General features: G+C 52.1%; 18 protein-coding genes. 11 read left to right on the forward strand and 7 right to left on the reverse strand.

Going from position 1 to position 19,387, the window contains the following annotated elements:
* Positions 1-9: 9 nt before the first annotated feature.
* The gene (locus ATY29_RS19950) at positions 10-381 is read left to right on the forward strand and encodes a DUF3768 domain-containing protein (protein WP_097537108.1); all 372 of its coding nucleotides are present in this window, start codon (positions 10-12) and stop codon (positions 379-381) included.
* Between the two features lie 26 nt (positions 382-407).
* Here the strand turns inward: ATY29_RS19950 and relB are convergent, their stop codons facing one another.
* Positions 408-671, reverse strand: a complete 264-nt coding sequence (gene relB, locus ATY29_RS19955; RefSeq protein ID WP_097537109.1) for a type II toxin-antitoxin system RelB family anti-toxin — start codon at positions 669-671, stop codon at positions 408-410.
* Positions 672-766: 95 nt separating this feature from the next.
* Between relB and ATY29_RS19960 the strand changes: the two genes are divergently transcribed.
* Both ATY29_RS19960 and ATY29_RS19965 read left to right on the forward strand, forming a co-directional pair.
* On the forward strand, positions 767-1,108 hold the full coding sequence (locus ATY29_RS19960) for a hypothetical protein (RefSeq protein WP_097537110.1): 342 nt from the start codon (positions 767-769) through the stop codon (positions 1,106-1,108).
* Entirely contained in the window at positions 1,105-2,280 is a 1,176-nt protein-coding gene (locus ATY29_RS19965) for a hypothetical protein (protein ID WP_097537111.1), read from the forward strand. The genes ATY29_RS19960 and ATY29_RS19965 overlap by 4 nt, the downstream gene beginning before the upstream one ends.
* 37 nt (positions 2,281-2,317) lie before the next feature.
* Here the strand turns inward: ATY29_RS19965 and ATY29_RS19970 are convergent, their stop codons facing one another.
* A complete protein-coding gene (locus ATY29_RS19970) occupies positions 2,318-2,998 on the reverse strand; it encodes a hypothetical protein (protein ID WP_097537112.1) in 681 nt (226 codons plus the stop codon).
* A gap of 1,259 nt (positions 2,999-4,257) precedes the next feature.
* Between ATY29_RS19970 and ATY29_RS19975 the strand changes: the two genes are divergently transcribed.
* Both ATY29_RS19975 and ATY29_RS19980 read left to right on the forward strand, forming a co-directional pair.
* The gene (locus ATY29_RS19975; RefSeq protein ID WP_097537113.1) at positions 4,258-5,382 is read left to right on the forward strand and encodes a hypothetical protein; all 1,125 of its coding nucleotides are present in this window, start codon (positions 4,258-4,260) and stop codon (positions 5,380-5,382) included.
* 3 nt (positions 5,383-5,385) lie between these two features.
* Positions 5,386-6,042, forward strand: coding sequence for a hypothetical protein (locus ATY29_RS19980; RefSeq protein ID WP_097537114.1), 657 nt, complete (start codon positions 5,386-5,388; stop codon positions 6,040-6,042).
* A 624-nt stretch (positions 6,043-6,666) separates the two neighbouring features.
* On the opposite strand, the gene ATY29_RS19985 is transcribed toward ATY29_RS19980, so the two are convergent.
* Positions 6,667-8,859 (reverse strand): NACHT domain-containing protein, encoded by a 2,193-nt coding sequence (locus ATY29_RS19985; protein WP_097537115.1) that lies wholly within the window; start codon positions 8,857-8,859, stop codon positions 6,667-6,669.
* 228 nt (positions 8,860-9,087) lie between these two features.
* Here ATY29_RS19985 and ATY29_RS19990 point away from each other — a divergent pair, with 228 nt between their 5' ends.
* The gene (locus ATY29_RS19990; RefSeq protein ID WP_097537116.1) at positions 9,088-9,663 is read left to right on the forward strand and encodes a recombinase family protein; all 576 of its coding nucleotides are present in this window, start codon (positions 9,088-9,090) and stop codon (positions 9,661-9,663) included.
* On the opposite strand, the gene ATY29_RS19995 is transcribed toward ATY29_RS19990, so the two are convergent.
* Genes ATY29_RS19995 through ATY29_RS20005 form a run of 3 tightly spaced genes read right to left on the reverse strand, consistent with a single transcriptional unit; the run spans position 9,660 to position 13,016 of the window.
* A complete protein-coding gene (locus ATY29_RS19995) occupies positions 9,660-10,616 on the reverse strand; it encodes a peptidoglycan-binding domain-containing protein (protein ID WP_097537117.1) in 957 nt (318 codons plus the stop codon). The genes ATY29_RS19990 and ATY29_RS19995 overlap by 4 nt on opposite strands.
* Complete coding sequence (locus ATY29_RS20000) at positions 10,613-11,548, reverse strand: hypothetical protein (protein WP_097537118.1); 936 nt, start codon at positions 11,546-11,548, stop codon at positions 10,613-10,615. Before ATY29_RS20000 ends, ATY29_RS19995 begins: the two co-directional genes overlap by 4 nt.
* 22 nt (positions 11,549-11,570) lie before the next feature.
* Positions 11,571-13,016 (reverse strand): hypothetical protein, encoded by a 1,446-nt coding sequence (locus ATY29_RS20005; RefSeq protein ID WP_133118202.1) that lies wholly within the window; start codon positions 13,014-13,016, stop codon positions 11,571-11,573.
* A 617-nt stretch (positions 13,017-13,633) separates the two neighbouring features.
* Here ATY29_RS20005 and ATY29_RS20010 point away from each other — a divergent pair.
* From ATY29_RS20010 to ATY29_RS20030, 5 genes are all read left to right on the forward strand, one after another.
* Positions 13,634-14,938 carry a DNA cytosine methyltransferase gene (locus ATY29_RS20010; RefSeq protein ID WP_165779441.1) on the forward strand — a complete coding sequence of 435 codons (1,305 nt, stop codon included), beginning with the start codon at positions 13,634-13,636 and terminating at the stop codon, positions 14,936-14,938.
* The gene (locus ATY29_RS20015) at positions 14,935-16,014 is read left to right on the forward strand and encodes a DNA cytosine methyltransferase (protein WP_097537121.1); all 1,080 of its coding nucleotides are present in this window, start codon (positions 14,935-14,937) and stop codon (positions 16,012-16,014) included. The genes ATY29_RS20010 and ATY29_RS20015 overlap by 4 nt, the downstream gene beginning before the upstream one ends.
* A 164-nt stretch (positions 16,015-16,178) precedes the next feature.
* Positions 16,179-16,901 carry a hypothetical protein gene (locus tag ATY29_RS20020; protein ID WP_097537122.1) on the forward strand — a complete coding sequence of 241 codons (723 nt, stop codon included), beginning with the start codon at positions 16,179-16,181 and terminating at the stop codon, positions 16,899-16,901.
* Positions 16,898-17,737: an AAA family ATPase gene (locus ATY29_RS20025; protein ID WP_165779442.1), complete on the forward strand. Its 840-nt coding sequence runs from the start codon at positions 16,898-16,900 to the stop codon at positions 17,735-17,737. The genes ATY29_RS20020 and ATY29_RS20025 overlap by 4 nt, the downstream gene beginning before the upstream one ends.
* Positions 17,721-18,995, forward strand: a complete 1,275-nt coding sequence (locus ATY29_RS20030) for a 5-methylcytosine restriction system specificity protein McrC (RefSeq protein WP_165779443.1) — start codon at positions 17,721-17,723, stop codon at positions 18,993-18,995. Before ATY29_RS20025 ends, ATY29_RS20030 begins: the two co-directional genes overlap by 17 nt.
* On the opposite strand, the gene ATY29_RS20035 is transcribed toward ATY29_RS20030, so the two are convergent.
* Entirely contained in the window at positions 18,949-19,368 is a 420-nt protein-coding gene (locus tag ATY29_RS20035) for a very short patch repair endonuclease (protein WP_280176735.1), read from the reverse strand. The two genes, ATY29_RS20030 and ATY29_RS20035, sit on opposite strands and share 47 nt — an antisense overlap.
* Positions 19,369-19,387 lie beyond the last annotated feature (19 nt).

Raw genomic sequence — 19,387 nt, forward strand, 5'->3', positions numbered from 1 at the left:
GGTCGGCCGATGCGGAGCCTCGCTGTGACTTCATCTCCTGATCAACAGGCGGCCGTCGAAAGGACGGCCACCATCCGCGCCCTCAATGACACCGTCAGGCGCAATCCGACGGTCGGCAGGGCTTTCATCACCCCGGCCGTTTGCGCTCTGCCTCACGATCAGCGCTTGGCCCTGCTGCGGGCTGTCGTGGGCTTCACCGCATTTGATGCAGGCAACGATCCCCACAACGAGCACGATTTCGGCGCCATCGAGCTGGATGGCGTCAGTTACTTCTGGAAGATCGACTACTTCGACCAAGTCTATGACATGGGATCACCCGACCCGGCGAATCCGCACGTCACCCGCCGCGTGCTGACGATCATGCGTGCGGACGAATACTGATGCTTGAGATCAACTCAAACCCGGCATCACCGCCCCGGCTTGCGTCCAGCGGGCAACGAACTCGGCGGCGCTTCACCTGCGGCCGGCATCACGAAAAGCTCAGCGATATCGACCGCAAGTGCAGCCGCTATCCGGTCAAGGAGATCGATCGACGCGTTGAAATCGCCGCGCTCGATGCCGCTGATGGTCGTGCGATCGACACCAGCATCTACGGCAAGGTTCTCCTGCGTCACCTTCTTATCGGCACGCACTTTCCGAAGATTCCATGCAAGGCGATCGCGAGTATCCATGGCCGCATGGCGACCACCTTGAAGGCTCGTAATCCATCGGATATATCCAACATATTTCAATTTCGGCGCGAGGTTTGCGCCGCTGGGGACACAGAATGAAAATAGCAGTCGGAATTATTGGAATCTTCTTGGGCCTGCTTGTGCTGATGCAGTCATGCGCGGTCACGGCCGGCAGCGGCTTACTTCAGGACAAGGCGACCGGAGGAGCCGGGGCAATCGGGATGTTAGTAGGCTTGCTGTTCTTCATCGCAGGGGCGTTCTCGTTTGCCCTGCCGCTGGTTGGCGCAATCATGTTCGCGCTGGCCGCCGCCTTCGCGTTCATCGCCTCGACATCCGGCAGCTTCAGCGACATTTCTATCTGGGGCTTTATCGCCTTGGTGCTGGCAGTGATGTCATTTTTCACGTGGCGGTCTGGCAGGAAAGGGCAGGCTGCATGATCATGCACAAAGGAAACCGATTGACGACCTGGCTCACGATGGGCGCGTGCTTCATCAGCGGGCCGGCCTTCTGCGAAGAGAGAACCTATTATCAAGGCGCCTCGTGGACGATTCAGATGGTGCAAGGGGCCGCGGACAGCACGTCCGGTGGTCATACCTACTGCGAAGTGAAGACTACATCATTTGAACCGCGATCCGTCGCGATTCAGTTTTCCCCGGCAAAAGAAGCGGGCACTTATCGAACGATAATCAAGCTTCGTAAGCTGGGATGGCAGCTGCCGGTCGGCGCCACAGCCAAGGTTAAGGTGGGAACCCTCTTCAAATTCACCAGTGCCGGCCAGATCATCGAAGGCCCGCCCATGACGTTCACGGTTGAAAGCGTTGACACGATGGCTACGCTTGTCGCCGATTATGATCCCAACTGGTTGACAGAAATGGGTAACGCCTTGATCAACGGCGTGTTCGTTCGAACGAAGTACAGTTCAGCCTTATCGTTTGCGTTTGTTGACGGCAACGAACCGGCATGGAATCCGGCCTCATTCGAAAGGTTCGAGCAAAATATATCCTTCAACGCGTACCAGCAGTGCCTTTCCGATCTGAGCCAGATGGCAGCGGAGCCGGCGCAAGGTGGCAGCGCGCCAATGAGCAGCACATCGCCATTAAAGCCCCAAGCGCCGCTTGACACCAACGCTTCCTCACGCCCACCGATCGTCAACAGCCTGCCGGCCGATCAAGCAGAACCGGCCGCTCCGTCCGGCACATGGCGTTTTGCTGCCCAGGACGAAGACTGGGGAGCGACGTGCTTCGTCGAGACCGAGAACGGCAATATCAAAGTTGGCTTCATGGCCTCTCCCGGTGAACATATCGTTGGGTATGTCGAAGGTGTCTTTCAGGGCGAAACCAGAGCGACGTGGCATGTAGATGACAAGCCAGCGTATGTGTCCGACGGAGGTCAGAGTGACTATTTCGGCTGGCACGAGTTCGACCAGTTGCCGGTGGACTTGCTGGAGCAAATTTCCGATGGCAACGAACTGGCTATCACGGGGATGACAGGCGAGCGCGTCGTTGTCGGTCTCGCAGGGGCTATTAGAGCGGTGTCCAATTTCAAGGCCTGTCTCGACAAACCAAAGGCAGACTCTCCCGCGGCGTCATCGCCAGCCCAGCCTAACTGAAAACCATCGACATAACCCGTAGCTTCGATAACGGCGCCTATTTCTTTTTGGAGGTTAAGTTGGCCCTCGCATATGACCCACGCAATGGCTCCCGCACTGCTGATATGTTGAAGTTCTTTCTGATGATTGCGCATAGTGCGATGGCGGGAGTGTTCCCGGGATTCAGTAACATACGCCGCTCGGCGCTGCTTTCTCCCAGATCCTCGGTAACGATCTGATACATATCTTCGATCTCCATCCTCGGAATTGGCTTGTGGAGCTTTCCATCCTCATATGCGAGACGCTGAGCCTCCTGATACCTCCGATAGGCCTCATTCACGCTGGCAATAGACAGCGCTTCGGAAGAAATGTCATTTCGAACAAACTCCATGCAACCACGCGGATAGTGATCGCCCAGAGCATCAATGACATCGCCTGCCTTCTTGAAAACCTCAATTGCAAAAGCGTCGCTCGCACCCGAGAATGCGGCGTGGCCGTATTTTTGTATCATGTCGTACGCGGCTTTCAGAGCGGCCTCCTCGTCTCCTGCCTGAAGCTTCGCGTTAATTTCCTTCGCTTCATCTATGTGATCTGTGAAAATCGCGTGGGCGTAAGGGTTGGTGCTTGCAACGTCATTCATGAACTCCTCGAACGACCCCGGCGTCGCATCCTGTGCAACCGCTCCTGATGCGAGAAACCCGACGCCCGCGCATAACGATAAGAAATTTCTCAAAGTCATCCCCACTCTGCACGTCCTAATACTACCTGTCAGTCCATCGTGTCGCCGCCGCCGTCAATCTCGTACTTTACATAACGTCCGCACGGTCGAAATCTCTGGTAGAATACATTATTCTGGTTTGATCGGCGGCCCTGATGGGATCGAACATCGACAACTCGGGAGACCTAGGCCAACCACCTCGCCGTTCGGAGGAGCTTCCTCGACTGCCAACTCTTCCGGTCAGTCATCAGGCGCTGACTAGCTTCAACCTGCTTCCGATCGGGAGTTCCACACCCGATGGAAGCCAAAGCGATTATTTCAGCTGGCATTAGTTCGGTCAGCTAACGATGGAATTGCTGGAGCAAACAGTGCAAGGCAAGGAGCTAGCCATCACCGGCGCAAAGGGTGAACGCGTGGCCGTCAGCCTCGCAGGCGCCGCCGGCCCGATATCCAGATTCAAAGCATGCTTCAATCAGCCCTAATCCTTCGGCCTTTGTCGACTGAGGACGGCATTCGCCCCATCATGAATCGGCCTCATTCACTGCTAATGCAGCTATTTATTACTTCCGACCCGCATACAAAAGTCCAAGCATTAATACCAATTGAGTACTGAAATTGCCGCTTCTACTCTTGCGGGTATTTTAATTGTATATATGCTATCGATCTTCACAGTTTATAATTATCTTCCGAGGGGAATATTTAATGAAACGCGTATCTCGCCTGAAGATACTTGGTAGCGCGCCGATCGCCATCGAGGTGGCCGCATGCGCAGCGTTTAACCAAGGATGTGCAGTTGAATCCTCGCTCAGCGATTGAGTACGAGAGGAGTTCGAGCGCTTAGTTGGAGCCAGTTCCTTCCGCGCGCTATCAAGACTACCAGAACACCGCCTGACAGATACCTAATGTGGAGCTTGATCGCACATGACACGAGTGCTCAAGATCATACGCCAACGCGTCCAGGAATACCTGAACCTCCCCAACGTTGTGGTGCACAACCCGGACCTCACCGGTCAAGCCGTGCGATGGCAATCGTCGCGATATTCCAAACCCCTAATGCCGTTCAAAGAAGCGGCTGTCTTGTCTCGGTCCCATTCCACCCGCCGTCGCAGCCTCCGCTCACGACCGCGGCTCGGGCGGCTCATATACGCTTGTTGCTCTACCCGTTCCAGCGCGCTGCATGATTGCACTACCTAGAATGGGCTGAGTGACAGTTTTAAGCAATATAGCACCCCTAAAAGTTGCTGTGGCATTAGTTCGATTCCAATTGAGGAGTGGGGAAGATGATCCAAAAATCCGCTGCAGTGTTATGTTTATCCATAGGCATATTTTGGGGCGCAGAAGCCTCCGGGCAAGACGACATCTTTCAAATCTATGACTTGCAAGATACCACGGGATACGACCTCGGTAGGGGATTTGATGTTCTAACTGCCTCACCGAGAGGGCAATGTGTAGTAGTTGGCGCTATCGAGGACCATGTCGAGTTTGGCCCAGTCGGTGTGAATTTTCGATCCTACAGAATCGAAAACTCCCAACAGCTGGATAAAGTCCTCGGAATCTCGGCGTCCGCGTCGATCAAATTTGGGGTCGGAAGCGCTAATGCGTCAGCATCTTATTCCTCCTCAGTATCGTTGAGCAGCTACACCCTAAATTACGTGGTCGAAGCTTCCGTTAGGCGTAAAGGAAAGAGTGTTCAGGTTCAGGATCTCCAGGAACGCTACAAGAAACTCCTCTTTTCGGGCAATCCCAATGCGTATCGCCGCTTTCGGGCTATTTGTGGCGACGGATACATTTCGGAGATGCCGGTCGGGGGCGATTTCAAGGCTGTGATCCAGATCACGACCTCCTCCCAAAAAGAGTCAGAGCAAGTTGCGGCATCAATGGGCGGCTCCTATTCTATTTTCTCTGGCGCGGCGTCTTTTTCCAGTGCAGTGAAAAAGGTATCTGAAACGAACGAGGTGCGGATTTGGAGTTTTCGCCGAGGGGGCGAGGGCCCCGTTCCTATCACAGCCGATGATATCGCCAGCAACGCTGCCAATTTGCCGGTGTCTGTCAAAGACGCGCCTGCCCCAGTTCAGATCGCCGTTATCAATTACATCGGAGTTGTCGACGACCCGATGCTTCCGATGGCGACATTCACCGAGCGCGCCGCGAAAATCAATCTGCTCGGCTCCCTCTCGGCAAAAGCTCGGGATCAATCCGCGGACGCACGATACATCCTTGATCATCCAAACCAATTTTTTGGTCAACCATCCGACTTGTTCGAACTGAACGCCGAACTGGCGGCACTAAATGATTTCAGAAAGCTGGTCAGCGCGAGGGCCGACGAATGCGTGAACTCCGAGGGGTATTGCATGACTGACGATTTGACAGTGCCATTGCCAATTGCTCGACCGGCAAGGAGGTGAGCCATGAGAAAGCCACACTTTATGATTGCTTTGGCCGGAATACTGGCCATTTCCTCCCCTGTTCACGCCGGTGGCTTCATTGGCGATATTGTCAAGGGAGCAACAGGCGGTGCAGTAGACCTCGACAACGGAGAGGTGTGCGCGGTTAACCAGTGTATCAATTCAAAGGGCGAAACGCGCACGAAGAGCGTAGATGAAGTGCTTGACGACAACTTGGGGCGTGTGCCGGGGTATCAGCTTCTTTCTGAGGCTGATAAGCAAAATATCCGCACTGCCGCTAAGGTAGGGGCGGTCATTGCTGTTGCCACGTCCGATCCGGTAACTGGGGGATTAGTGATTTCGATCATCTCCGGGGATCAGAAGGAAGAAGTTCCCGTACCCACCTACAAGCCGAATCCTCCGGCCACTCAAGTATCGTATAAACTCTCGGCCGATTGTATAGTAAAGCGAGGTGAAAACAATTTCACAGTTGCTTTCAAAGAAGACAATCAAGATGCTGCGAAAGTTAAGGTTGGCGACACGATCTCGGTTGTCTCGACTTCCTGTCCTTCGTTTGAAGGATCTGTGACTTCCGTGGAGATGAAGGCAACCTCGGAGCTCACCGCAGTTCCTTCTGGCAGGGGGTTTAAATGGATGCTCTTGGGAGAGCTGAATTCCTAATTCCGTTGCCACCAAATGTTTGAGGGCTTTGCTCCGGCGACAGGGTCGAGGAGGTTCAGATGTGGAGCAGGCTTCTTTTGCTTTGGGTCGTATTGGTTGGCGGAGTAATGCCGGCCCGATGCGAACCGTATTTAATCGAGGTACTCACGACGGCATATGGTGACGGTCAGGGGCACACGTGTACCCCCGATATCTCAATCTGCAATGGCTTGGCGAAGTGCAGTTTTCTCGTTGAGGATAGCCTTTGCTCACTTGGTTCCGACGCCGGATCTGCACGCAACCTCGAGGTTATATTTTCGTGTGGAGTGCCTCTCCAGGATAAAGGTGTAGCAGCAGCCAAAGGCACCCGCATAACGCTTGATTGTCAGCCACACTAATGTTTCGAACACAAAGTTCCATCCTACTCTCTAGAAACGCGATCAAAGGGGCAGCGGGCTGCCCCGTTTAATCATTCTTAAAGGTTGGCATGCGGTTACGCCGTAAACTGAAAATTGAAGAGTATGTCGGAGGATTTCGGCGCGCGAGCCTCTCCAGTCCGATTGCCAAGGCATTCGCCGCTAAATCTGTCGCCAAAGGAGCCCGAACTGGACAACTGAGGCGGCGGCAAAATTCAGAACTTTCGCCTTACGAAACTAAGTCCCACAAATCGTCATGGCTTGTGCTCATGCCTTCCTTGATGCGCTTCATCCTGCCACGATGCGAGAGTTGAGGGATATACAGAATGCCGTTACGTCCGGGAGCCTCGATAACGATGCCGTACTTTTTCATGTATTGTAATATTTTATCAGCAGCAGCTTTATCCCAAAAACCTGAAGAGCCGCGCAGAAGCGCGTCTTCCTTTCGACCTCTTCCTCGCTGAAAAAAAAGCTTCTGTATTATCACTAGCAGCGTTTTATGCTGATCGGACAGCGGTAATTTACTTATCCTTGCGGAATTTTCTAAATCGAGAAATCGGCCGAAGACGCAAGTCTTTTCGAAACTCGGTGGCATAGCTTCTTTGGACGCCACACCGGAAACCTGATCGAAATCGCACTCGGCGAATTTACAGTTTCGCAGATTTGAATCTTCCAAGTCTAGAGCGCGTATAAAACTGTCGACTAAGATCAGACCATCGACGGTCTTCCCAGCGAGATCGAGCGTATCGAGAAATGCATTTGAAATGGTGACACCTGAAAAATCGTGGCGCTCTTCGTCTCGAGAAAGTTCAGAACAAACCAAATCCGCCGACACTTGCGAGTTCCCGTGAATTTCGCACTGGCGTGCAAATTTACGAGCATCACTCCAGTTAGAGATTTTAGTTCCGACGATCTTAGCGCCAAATGCTCCGACAGATTTCTCCCAGCGTTTTTTTTGAAGCGATTTATCGCCTGAAAAAATTGCCTGAAGCAATGAAATACCCTTTAGGCCGCTTTTCGCATAGTCATCAATAAACACCCTGTTCGGATTGCCAGAGCCCACTCGCCCTAGGTATGGCAACCTCTGCAGAATGATTGCAGATTCGTCGAGTGGCGTATGACCGGATACCTCGAAGAAAGCCTCATTGATCTCGTGAGGACTGAGTTCTTCGTCGCCGGCTTTTTCCCGCGTACGCTCCGCTAAGTTGAGGAGCACGTCCTTCAAAATTTGTTTATCTATAGAAGTATGGATCCGCTTCTCTCTGGCACAAACCGCGTCCAAAAAATGTTCGAAGAAGCTGACCTCTCCATTTGCCCCTTCGATGACCTCCTCCAACGCCTTATCCTCTAATCGCGTGAAAAGCTGGCAGATGAGGGGCTTGCGGGGCATCCAGTCGGGCACTGATCCCAGCTTCGTGTTCGAAGCAACATACTCTCTCAACTCTTCTTCCGAGAATTCTTCTGGACATTCAAGTATCGTCGCGTCTCTCAGATTTAGGCAATCGAACATTTCGTCTTCAGACGAAAAATAGTGCTCTCTTCCGGTAATTAGAACGCCGGCTTTGGTGCATCGCTGTATTAGATCTCGCACTCCAACCAGGCTCTTCTTTCTGATTTCTCGGAGGCGAGCTGCTTCGCCGGTCCAAGATTGCGATCCGATTTCATCAAAACCATCCAATAGCAGACGCACACGCCCCGCCCCAGCCAGCTTGACCAAATTGTCTGCATATTGGCTAAGGCCAAGGCTTCTCAAATGGTTTCTAATGATGAGGTCAAAGGTTTGGAGACCCCAGTTTTCTCGGAGATTGATAGCTAAAGTAGGCGTAAATGGACTGGCGGTTACAAGATGCGCGAAGACTTCTTTGATGCATCTTGACTTCCCGCTGCCAAATTCACCGAGGAGAACAACCTTCCGACCGCTTGAAACAAGCTGTGCGACGCCCTCAACATCGTATGTTGCGGAATTGGAGGGCGCTATATAATTGATTGCGGTATAGCCGGAGGGGTCAGGCGAACCCGTTTCAGGATCGACTGCACTGCCAAATTCTCGCGAACTTCGGATAAACGCGTATTGACGCGTACCAATAAAGTGCTCTGAAAATTCGTCGATGCTCATCACGACAACGTGTTGCGCCGCGCCCGTTGCCTTCAGAGAAGTAGTTTCGTGTTCGGTGATGAAGTAGCATTTAGTGAAAATTTGATTAGCGAAGTTCGCGAGGCGGATCGAACTCAATTTTGAGACGTCCGTCCGCAGCTTGGTTAGGTTTTGCTCTTTTGTAATTTCTATAACGACCATTTCGTCGGTAGATACGCGAATGACCCCATCGCAACGTACGCCGTGTATATCTTCGGCACGACAAGGGGCATTCCAGTGCATCTCTGCGATCCGACGTACTTGATCCTCAACTTCCTGCCACCTCATTTGTGACTTTCCTATCTAACTGAAATCGAATCGCTTTGCGGGCAAATGACCATGTGAAGATATCCTGTTAGTTGCGGTGCGCAACTGCCTAAGGGCACGGGCGAGGTTTCGCACTTTAGGGTATAGCCGGTTGCGACAGTTCGCATGTGACGCAACTGCCCGCCACATCAGTCTTGACGTCGACTATTTGTGACAGGGTAGCCTCGGGCCTAAAGCTTGAGGTGACATATGACAAAAATTGGCTACGCCCGGGTCAGCACAATCGAACAGGATTTTGAAATTCAGCGGCAACGTCTGCAGTCTGAGGGGTGCGTGATTGTACGCGCGGAGAAGGTTTCAGGCGCCAGCCGCGAGGGGCGAACGGAACTCGCGACCATCATCGAGTTTTTGCGCGAAGGTGATGAGTTGGTCGTCACGCGGCTGGATCGTCTCGGGCGAGACACGCGCGACGTCCTCAACATCGTGCATGAGTGCGAGCAGCGTGGCGCTTTCGTCACGATCCTTGATCCGCACGTTTCGACGCGCGGTGAACTGGGGCATGTCATAGTCACGGTCCTTGGGATGGTCGCTCAAATGGAACGTCGCTTCATAAAGGAACGCCAGCGCGAAGGAATCGCGCGCGCTAAGGCCGCAGGCAGCTATAAGGGCGGCAAGGCACGGCTCGATTACGCGCTAGTACAGAGGCTTAAAGGCCAAGGACTAGGGGCGTCTGCAATCGCGAAAGTAGCAAATTGTTCTCGGATGCAGGTTTACCGCATTTTGACGGCGAGCGTCGAAAAAAATGCACCTGACGTGGATTGTTAAATCTGACCTTTAGATTCGACCGCCTTACTCGCAACCTCTCCCCGCAAAATCCCATTAACAGTCCAATAATCAAGCAATCCGTTCGCTGGTCGCCCCAGTACCACCTGCGCCTGCCGGACCGCGGCTCGAGTAAGATGGCCGACAATACCATCAATCGGTCCCTTGTAATAGCCAATCCGATGTAGCTCCGATTGGACGGCAACTACCTCATCCAACCCATATTTGATAGGTATGTTGCAACCTGTTCGACCGGTAGCAACGTCCACATATCTCTGCGAGTGCTTCGCACAGCCGCCATTCACATATCCCGAGATCAGAATCCTGCGATCAGCTACCGTGGGCCTCCCATCAAGCCCCACTTCGGCTCCACGCACGGTATATGTAAGCCTGACGCTACCCACGACCACGTCGGTCGTTCGGCCTGTTAACAGAAATGATATGACGTCGTCCTTGACTGGTAAATTGACGTACAGTTCCTGGCCCAGTCGCAGAGTAGTCGTGAAAGGGGTTATCGTATAATCCTGATCAATAATTGTGGAATCAACGCGAACTAATCTTGGATCAAGATACTGTATTTTGGAGCCTGGATAACTTTTCTGAACTTCACTGATTACTTCTTTGTCCGCTAGCGTTGAAGAGAGCGCTGGGGTGACCTTTAGACTTAAAGTCGCTGAATGAGCGCCGTGGACCCTGCTGTCATAAACAAGACTCAGGCTATCCTGATCAATTCGCAGCGCCGTCGGAGCAACATAAAGAAATCCGAAGCTGTCTTTATAGACTGCGAATTGCTGAACTTCCGGGAAGGAAACCGGCTCGAAGAAGTTAATGCTTTGAATGGGCGGGGGACCCGCCCCCGCATCCTGCGCCCGAGCAAATCCAGCGCTTTGAGCAAGTGCAACCGCTAGGATAGTCGCGAATATGCACGGAAAGAGACCAAGGTTTTTCATCATCATTTTCCAATCGCCTCACAGCCGACGGCAGAGCCATTTTCTAAAGTGACGAACACTGTTGAGGATGAGGATTCGCAGAGGTTTCCGAAGGAAAGTCTGCCTTGAAAGTAATCCTCTCGTGGTCTCGCCGGCGGCGGCTCTAGCGGCATATCAATCTGCATATTCCCCGAAAGGTCGTGAGTTAGTCTCACTCCATCCTTAGCAGCATAGATAAAAGTGGGCGCCGACTTTACATAGCGCTCGATTGCAGACCGTAGATCCGCCATATCGACCCTATATTCTTCGGCGTAGCGCTGATTTATCGAACCGAAGATAACTTCTACGGCTCCGTCAACAGGAATCTGGCCAAAGCTTTGGAGATCGACTGGAAGCCGCTTTAGCCATGTTGGATCGACGGAAGACGGAATTCCTTCAGCAATGGGCAGTTTATAGCTAAACAGTATCCCCCAGTCGCGCTTGCCGTATAACAAATCCAGCAGGGCGTCTTTCTCTAGGTTCGCAAACGACATCTCGACGACCGTGGTAGCCCCAACTGTGATTGGTGTTGCGGCAATGTTATCGCCATAGGAGATCTCCCCACTCGGCGATAATTCGAAGGGAAAGCCCGAGGCGCTGACTCCAGGCCACGTTGAAAACGCTTTAACTCCTTCCGACTTCAATTTCGAAACCGTGCTTTCCTGAGCGGGTGTTAGCGCCCATTTCACAGTCGGAGCAATGGTCAGATTGTAAAGGCCAAATGATGCGCTTTTGACAAATACGTTTATCACATCGTTTTTGTTGTCATTTTTCACGATGGTGGGGTTCAGCGGAAAGAACAGAAGCTCGCCATTCTTTTGCTTGAAAGTGACAACGTCATCGTTGAGCTTCTGCGGAGCATCCGCTCGCACAGAACCGAAACTTAATATTGCAAGTAAAAGGGCAAGAGAAACAGGCATACTTCTCATTTTCTTTACCTCTCTACTTCCCCTGGATGCATTCATATTTGAAGTTAGCAGCGGATTCCGTGGCGTTGCCAAGCGCAATCTTTTGGAGGTCGAGATTGGGCAGAAGCCCGATTGCTTGATAGAGACTATTTCTTTCCTCTCTCGTCTTTTGCTCGCACTGATCTTTGATAACCTTGTACCTCGCCGCAGCTCCTGCGAGGTCAGCCTCATCAATACAACCGGGTCCAGCTACGCCCTGAGCGACGAATAGTTTGGGGAACTTTCCGCACATTCCCTGGAAGGCCATTCCAACTGCAAAACTTTTTTTCCCGATTACTTGCCTATCAATCGTGAAAGTGAAATCCTTTTGCTCCTCAAGCCTTTGATACGACCATGCCCCAGAGAATGACCATCCGAAGAATGACCCGCTTGGGTTAGGAGCTCCCGGCGGCGGCGACGCGGTCAGGGTGGGCTTAAATATACCCTCTCCATTTATTTGGGCCTTCACCAGTGTGTTGTAGATCGTTTCGAATTGGTCTGAATCACTCTCAAAACCTCCTTCGATGATATTCATCTTTACAGCGCCCGATTCCTTGAGCTTTTGAAGGTCAACAGCGTGTCGACCCTTGAACGCAAACCATCCGCCGCCTGCCTCTTCGTGAATGTGCTCGTATAGCCTCTTCCAGTTCACTGTTATTTCTGCCTTCACACGCGTCCGAATCCCAGACACGACATAGCGGTAACGTACTCCAAAGTTGGAGGCATCCTCTCCGCCGTTTGTGGCGAATACGGCGCCAGCGTCGGGGGTTAAGGAGACTGCAAATGCCTGATAGGCGCCCACCTGCGCCCCGAGCGCTGTTGACGCAACCGACGGATCGTTAATTACAGTGATCGTGTTTCCGTCTTGCACGACCACACCATCAAGATCCTCAATCACCACAGTATCCGACTCAGACGCCACGGCCTTCGCGGCATCCTTGGGAACGGCCGGGTCTTCTTGAGCAGCCTTGGTTTCCTCGCGAATAATTTTGGTCTTAACCTGTGTTGAAGCTTGCTTGTCAAAGAGAGCTGATCCGAGAATTAGGTCCATATATGCGCTGTCTGGTGCGATTACCGCCACACGAGCGTTTGGGTTCTGCTCCTTGATTTTGCTCCACTCCTGTGGAAGCTCATTTTGATCAATGATAGCTCTAACTGAAACTGTCAGTGTGGCACCTAAACCTCCGGCTATACTAGGCTTTTTGATTCCAAAATGAGTTATGGAAAACACCGGTACTTTGTTGTCTTTGTCCTGGAAGGCGTATTCGAGACGCGTGGGTGGAGCCCAATATAAATTTTGATCGGTATTGTCCTGGTACAGCGTAATTGATTTTGGCTCCGGCAGACCTACAGCCTTAGTAAAGTCTGGCATTGCCTGAATGCTTCCGCCGGACATAGCAGTCAATGTCAGAACGAATGTGATAAAAAATGAACCGCGCATGAAGTATCCCCTCAGATTGTGCAACATCAAAGAGCATTGTTTCTAACTTATACGTGCTGATCGCACAAAACACAATTACAACCGAGTTGGTATTTTCGGCTGACGCTTTGCAGAAATATAATCCATACGAAGTATTCTTAAGGCACGGGAAGCAAGGGGGACCAGGATAAACTCGAGGTAACGGTTTCGATACCAAGAGCGTATGGAGAGAGGACCGTTACAATCGTCGCGACAGCGTGGTCGCACAAATTCGAGCGCCGATTTCTGAAGAAGGACCCATTGACCACAGCTGGACTGGGGCTTCTGGTTTTGCGAAAGCCACAACGGTCATTAATGCAGGGCCCATAGCCCTAACATGCTGATCCGGCGGATGTGTTTTGAATAGAGGCGTGCCATTATCGGCGGGATCGGCAGCTCGCGTGAATTCCAAATGCCGAACTGTTTTGTTCCTTCCAATGCGGTTTTTTTGTTCGCCTTTTGTTCCGTCGCGTGATAAGTTGTGCACTGGGGCAGCTCTTCGAAATTGCGGCGAAAATTACGGAACAACGATTGACCGAATCATCTACAAGAGCGGTTGCCTACTAATTGGCTCGACCTTTAAACATGTGGCTTTTGATATGAAAGTGATTAGTGACATCGTCGAAAACGAGCGAACTTGGTTGGACACGGCAGAGTCGATATCGCTCAATCTGAGCGAAATTTGGTCTGGAGACCTTCTAAAACCGGACGGAAAAATTGATGTATTCGATTTCTTTTCCGGATGCGGAGGGATGTCCGCTGGGTTCGCGTCTGTAAATCACGCATTTCCCGCCTATCGGTTGGCTATGGCCGTCGATCTGGATGACGATGCTAACGCGACCTATTGCACTAACCTTGGACTCAAGCCCCATAAAATAGATATTGCCCAGCTGGCCGAGGACTGCTCAGCTGCGAAGGAGCTCATCAATGAAGCTCGCCAATCGCAGAACTCGCCTTTTGTTATGATCGGGTGCGCTCCCTGCCAAGGGTTTTCGTCTCACCGAAATGCATCGGGAGAGGTTGATAAAAGGAATAGTCTCTTTACGTCATTTGCTCGGATCGCATGCGCTGCACAACCGGACGCAATCATAATCGAGAACGTCCCTGAGATCTTGACTGATCGATATTGGCCGTTAGTCGAAGCGTCGCGAGAAATGTTTGCGGCTAACGGATACTTCTCGCATCTCTCAGTTCATGACATGGCTGAATTCGGCGTCCCTCAGCACAGATATCGTGCTCTGTTGATCGCGATGAAGCGCCCATTCAAAGCGCCTCAGGGTTTTGTCTCCAGAGAACATTCCCGAACTGTCCGAGACGCTATCGGGAATCTGCCCTCGATTGTTCCTGGACACCCTTCGACTTCGGACCCAATGCATTTTACCGCGGGTCACAGACAAACCACGATTGACACTATCAAAAGGGTACCACTTAACGGTGGAAGTCGTCCGTTTGATGCCGGCCCCGACTGCCTACGGCGCGCTGCTAACAAAAGTGGCCGAGCAGCATACGAGGATGTCTATGGACGCCTGTGGTGGGATAAGCCAGCAATAACGATCACAGCATACGCGCGAAATCCGGCGAGCGGACGGTATGTGCATCCTGAACAACATCGAGGCCTTTCTGTCAGGGAGGCCGCTTTGCTACAAAGCTTCCCCCAGCACTTCTATTTCGAGGGAAGCTTCGACTCCAAATTTCGCCAAATTGGTAACGCTGTCCCGCCAGCTTTCTCGAGCTACCTCGCCAGCCACCTTTTGATTGAGATTCATCGGGATAGTTCGGTCACGGCCGCAAGTGATGGGATCAATGTACCTGTTGGGCCGACGTTCTCACGCCTGATACCGGCGCTAAAAGCTGGACACCGTAACCTTGAGACAAGCCTTCGCGCTAAGAAGCTGGTTGCATGAAAAAAACTGCTGTCGATCTATTTTGTGGGGCCGGCGGTCTATCTCGGGGTTTGGTCGCGGCCGGCTTTGATGTGAGAGCCGCTGTAGATAACTGGCCGAGAGCTATGGAGAGCTATCGAGCAAACTTCCCGAGTCATTCTCATCTATGCCGAGACGTCGCCGAACTGGACAAATTCAATTTTCGCCAGATGCGAGTACCGGCGCAGCTGGATTTGGTTGCCGGCGGCCCACCGTGCCAAGGCTTTTCCGTGCAACGAATTGGCAGTGATTTTGATGAGCGCAATCAGCTGATCCACGAGTTCGCGAGAGTGGTTTGTGAGCTGAGACCAAAGACGTTTCTGATGGAAAATGTCCCCGGTCTTTTGGGAAAACGAGGACGCCCTATAGCGGAGGGCTTCATCGAAAAAATGAAAGCGGCCGGCTATTCGGTAACACATCGAATTGTTGATGCTGCTTCGCTCGGCGTCCCGCAGGTTCGACGGCGCGTTTTCTTTGTTGGCTATCTTTCCCCAGAGAATGGCTTGTTTTCGTTCCCCCGGGAAACGACAGCCAAGCCTCTGTCGGTAGCAGATGCTATTGCTGATTTAACGTCACCGCCTGCAGATTTTCTCCCTGCCCGAGGAGACCCGCTGCACCGCCGCACAAAAATGTCCTCCAAGAATCTGGAAAGACTCACTTTAATACCGCCCGGTGGAGGGTTCGAAGACCTCCCCGTTGAGCTTAGGGTGAATTGCCACAAAGATGGCGCAGACAAAATTGGTCACCGTAACGTTTATGGGAGGCTTGATCCCGATAAGCCAGCCGTCACCATCACAGCTAGGTTTGATAGTTTTACTCGGGGAAAATTTGCCCACCCAGTTGAAAATCGCAATATAACTCTCCGAGAAGGCGCTCGCCTACAAAGCTTTCCAGATTCTCACGTATTTCTTGGAACGCAGGAGGAAATAGCAGCTCAGATTGGAAACTCAGTTCCACCTAGGGTCGCGGAGGCATTCGGCCGATCGCTTCTGGATCTCATCGAGAAGCTTGACCGGCGGGAACGGAGGGAAACTCGCGAGCAAAGCGCAACTGCTTAAACGCATAGCTGAAACTTAACTAACTGCTGGGACAATAGCGGTAGTATCAGTCATCTGAGAGCATCGCCTTGGTTTGGAGCACTTCATTTCGGTCAACGTTGCGTCTTCTGCGGCGATCAGAAGCTGTTGAAGATTTAGTCGATGTCTTCTTGTCAAGTGATGGTATGACGCCTGATCAAGTTCTCAAGCGCTTACCCTTCGATCGAAACCGCTCAAAGAATCCGGGGGCGACTGCTGATCCCAAACGTTACCGTGACGGAAGGCAGCTGCTTCGGACGATAGGTCTCATCTACGAAGACGAGGGCAAGCTCCTCCGCGTAACACCGCTTGGCAGAGCCGTTGAACGCTGGCGTCCCGTACTTTCTACTGGCAATGCGGCCGTGCTCGGTAGGCATGCCGCGCAAGCTTTGGCGGCTTGCCAGTTACGCAACCCAACGAGGGAAGGACATCGATACCACGAGGAAGTCGAGGTATTCCCGTTTGCATTTATATGGAGAGCAATGCTTCTCCTCGATGACTCGATTTCGTCGCCGGAATTGAACAGAGCGGTATTTCGGGTCCGGAATGAAAATGAGCTTCTATTGGCTGTGGAGAAGATAAGGGCGTACCGCTTTTCGGGCGACCTGAACGCCCTTGGGGACGAGGTGGAGACCAGCTCTGAGAAGAACGACCGCATACTAATATGGATGGCTTGGGCATCATTTGGCTGGACACTAATAATGGACAAAAGAGAAACAGCTAGCGAAAGCTATATAATCGCCCCAAAGGCGCGCCGTTTGATTGCAGACGCCGCAATGATACGCCACAAGCATCGAAACTTTAGAACTGAGCAGGACTATGTTCAGTTTATTTCGGAATGTGCGGGCCTTCCAGAGGATCTGAGATGACAGATTACGGTCCCGCGACTGAGAGGAACATTAAGCTCGTAATCGACGCCTGCGAACGATATGGCAGTTCCTCAATCATTGCTCTATCCGGCGTACCCGCAACTGGTAAGTCCTATATTGCTGCCATTGCCGCTCAACGTTTCGCCGGCGAGCCTACCCGAGTAAGAGAAATCCAATTTCATCCCTCGTTCTCGTACGAAGAGTTTGTCGAGGGGCTTAGACTCGGTCAGAATGGGGCAGTTGAACCACTCGACGGCGTGTTTCTCGAATGGAATGAGAGAGCCACTGATGATGGAAAGCTCAACTATGTGTTGCTGATTGAGGAGCTGACGAGGGCTAATCTTTCTTCCGTCCTTGGGGAGCTTCTTACCTACATCGAGCATAGAAACCGACAATTTCTGACGTCGTTCAGCCGGCGGCCTGTTAGAATTTCAAGCAAGTTAACAATAGTCGCAACCTTCAATCCCATCGATCGGTCGGCAATTGACATTGACGACGCGCTTCTGCGGCGTCTTCGTATTATCGACATGCCACCCGATGTGGACCAGCTGATCGAAATGTTGTCAAAAAATGGGATGCCGGAGTCTGTGTCACGGCGAATTTCCCTCGTTTTTGACGAATGCAAATCTACGTTCCCCGAAGATTATGAAACACTAATGCCCTTTGGACACGGTATTTTCGCCGAAGTACGCGCAGAAAATGAGCTCTACCCCCTCTGGAGGCAGCGACTACGCAAAATGCTTTATCGTCCTTTGGCCGATCCACATCCGTTTGCAGAAATTATAGAGCAAGCCTTCCCTTGGAGGGACGAGAGCTATCGTGCGCCAACAGGATAAATTAAGTCGTTCGATAGTCGTTCCAGAGCGAGGTGCCGCGCTTCTTGCCAAAAACGATTGGGCGATTCTCTCCCAAGAGACAGCATTTTGGGACCTGTGTCGAAACAAGGTCATTGCTGTCGACGTGACTCAGCAAGGACATCATAAGTTATCCGGAAGTTGCTATACTGGTGAGGCAACGTTGGGGCCCATTCGTTTAATTTTAGCGGAGAAGTTTCCGGGTGCCACCAACGCGTTGCTCGATGCTTTGCATCCCGGCAAACGAAAAGTCGTGGACGCCGCCGGCCCAGGAAAGCATGACTACGACGCGCTGAGGGCACTTGTCTTACGGTTTACAGCGTCGGTAAGAACATATCTCAGTGGTCTTAGAAAGATCCGCTACATTGACGAGTTCCTTACTGGCACCATCGCCGGCGGTCGCTTGGATGTTCGCGGCACACTCAAGCTCCGGATTAATGGAAAAGGCCACAAGCTCGCGTTTCGGCGGTCCGGAATTACGTCGAATCTCCCCTATAATCTATGCATCTATGCTGCATTGAAGCAGGTTGAGCGTTTAGCCATTAAAGCCGAGATCCCTACCTCTCAAGTAGCAATGGCTAGGGCGCTCCGAGCCCCTCTAGCAGATTGCGAAAGGACCACTTCCCTCCACACGCCGGACCAAATCAAAAAACTTGCGAGGCAACAGTCACAGGACAACGCAAGCTCGCGACCTGAGCTCGCGGTTCCAATTGCTTTGGCATCATCAATTCTGGACGCGACCCCAGATGAAATCAACGAAAACAGTGGGGTCACAGTAAGGAGCTCTTGGTTTGTTAATCTAGAGAATTTGTTTGAAGCGTCGCTTCGCAATTGTATCAGACGTCAGCTTCATGGCAGTTTTCGTGTCACAGCTCCCAAACAGCGCCCAGATCTATTTAAACCGGATTTAGGGCGATATAGGGCAAATCCCGACGTAGTGGTTAAGAATGAGCTCGGCGCATGCGCCATGATTGCTGACGCGAAATACAAGGACATTGACGGGTGGCCGGCTGCGTCAGACGTCCATGAACTGTTGGCGCACGCCGCGGGATATCATTCCCCGCTGGCCGTCATCTTTTATCCATCTGACGCAGAGTTTCGCTCAAAGGCATTTGGAACTTCAGTAACTAATTGTGCCGTGCTTTCGATCGGTGTTCGCTTTAGCCACTTTGAGCATGACGTGGCACGCGGGCTTATGTTGGCTGGCATCCTCGCAGATATTTCTCTACACGGTGTGTGACTTCATCTAGATTCTTGAGTTCACACTCCCACACAACCATTGTCGCCCATCCGATTTTCGCCAACTTATCAATCGTCGCGGCATCGCGTTTGACGTTGTTTGCCAACTTTTCCTCCCAGTAGCTGTGATTGGTCCGCGGGAGGGCGGCTTTTTTGCACCCAGGATGTTGATGCCAGAAGCATCCATTCACAAAGATAACCTTTCGGAATTTGGGAAAAACAATATCGGGCTTTCCGGGTAGCTCTTTGCTATGGAGTCGGTAGCGATATTTGAGGCCATGAAGAACTTGGCGAAGCTTTAGCTCTGGCTTGGTGTTTCCACAGCGAACACGCGACATAATTTGCGAACGCTTTTCCTGAGTAAAAATGTCCAAGATCGGTCCTCGTCATAAC

The sequence above is a fragment of the Rhizobium hidalgonense genome, from assembly GCF_002914525.1.
Classification (GTDB): Bacteria; Pseudomonadota; Alphaproteobacteria; order Rhizobiales; family Rhizobiaceae; genus Rhizobium; species Rhizobium hidalgonense.